Annotated in this window: 1 protein-coding gene; it reads right to left on the reverse strand. The window is 69.9% G+C overall.

Annotation, left to right across the window (positions count from 1 at the left end; genetic code table 11):
• Positions 1–149: 149 nt before the first annotated feature.
• Positions 150–1,835, reverse strand: a 1,686-nt coding sequence (locus ACTUAL_RS02375) for a DUF3418 domain-containing protein (protein ID WP_440899115.1), incomplete at its 5' end; no start/stop codon positions are given.

Consider the following 1,835-nt stretch of genomic DNA (forward strand, 5'->3'; position numbering starts at 1 on the left):
AACGGGACCACAGGACCAACGGCCACCGGCCGGCAGAGCCCGTCCCCCTCTTTTTTGGAGGTCTGCCCCGCCGGCGAGGCGTGCTCTTCAGTTTTTAAAGCCCTTCACCACCCACTCGCCCACCCAACACCAACCCACCCAAGACCGACTCACCGAGGAATCGCGTCCAAAGCCTTAAAAATCCTCTTGTCCGAAACCGTGTACCGAGCCCCGATGGTCTGCGCGAAGTAGCTCAACCTCAGCTCCTCCACCATCCACCGAACCTCGTCCAACCCCGGCTGCGGCTCATCCGAAGGCAACTTGGCCCGCAATTCCCGGTACTCCGCGTGCACCGCGTGCACCCGGTCCATCCACTCCTGATCCCGCCGAACATCCCGCCCGAGCTTCTCCACCCGAACCGAGATCCCCTTCAGGTACCGCACCACATCGTCCAACCGGGCCGCCCCGGCCTCAGCCACGAACCCGGCGTGCACCAGCCCGCTCAACTGCGCCCGAGCGTCGGCCAACGACTCCTCAACCCCAGGCCCCCGCACCGCCCCGATGGCCAGCTCGGCCTCCTGAGCCGCCTCCAGGACCTTCCGAACCCGCCCCACAACCTCGAACACCGCCTCGCCCAGCCCGACCCGGACCTTCTCCGTCAACCCCGCGAAGGCGTCCTGCTTCCACACCGGCCCCCCGGCGTCGGCCACCAGCTTGTCGACGGCCGCCGCGATGCAGTCCGCCAACAACGGCGCGACCCCGCCGTGCGGGTTCCGGGTCAGCGTCAACTTCTCCGAGTTGCTCAACCCGCGCTGCAGCAGCTTCACCGGCGACGGCACGTTCAACGTGACCAGCCGCCGCGTCCCCAACCGCATGGCGTGCGCCTGCCGCCCAGGCGTGTCCAGGATCTCCACCGCCACGCTGGTCCCCTTGTCCACCAGCGCCGGATAGGCCGTGACCACGATCCCCGACCGCTCCCGCCGCACCGCGCGCGGCAGGTCGCCGAAGTCCCACCGCACCACCCCGGTCCGGGCCCAGCTCCCCGCGGCCTCCGCCAGGCTCGCCCGCAACCGCTGCTTGAGCCGCAACTTCAACGCCGCGGGGTCCTTCCCCACGGCCAGCTCCTCGCCCGCCTCCCCCACCACCTGGAACGTCAACCTCAGGTGATCGGGAACCTGGTCGAGGTTCCACTCCTCACGCGGCACCACGACCCCGGTCAGCGCCCGCAGCTCCCGCTCCAGCGCGGGCAGCAGCGCCTCGTCCACCCCGATCCTCGACAGCGCAGCCGCCGCCACGTCCGGCACCGGCACGAAGTTGCGCCGCACCGGCTTGGGCAGCGACCGGATCAGCGCCACCACCAGCTCGGTCCGCAGCCCCGGCACCTGCCACGACAGCGCGTCGTCCGGCACCTTCGTCAGCGCGGGCAGCGGCAACCGCACCGTCACCCCGTCCCCGCCCACCCCCGGCTCGAACCGGTAGGACAGCGAGAACGTGAGCCCACCCCGGTCCATCTCGTCCGGGTAGGCCTCGGGCTCCACCTTCGCCACGTCGTTGACCAGCATCTTCTTGCTGAACGTCAACAGCTCGGCGTCCTCGTGCCGCGCCTTCTTCCACCACGAGTCGAAGTGCCGCGCCGACACCACGTCCGCCGGGACCCGCTCCGCGTAGAAGTCGAAGATCGTCTCCTCGTCGACCACGATGTCCCGCCGCCGCGCCCGGTTCTCCAGCTCCGCGACCTCGGCCAGCAGCTCCTGGTTGCGCGCGTAGAACGCGTGGTGCGTGCTCCACTCGCCCTGCACCAGCGCGTGCCGGATGAACAGCTCCCGCGACAGCTCGGGGTCGATCCGCCCGTAGTT

The organism is Actinosynnema sp., assembly GCF_052038725.1.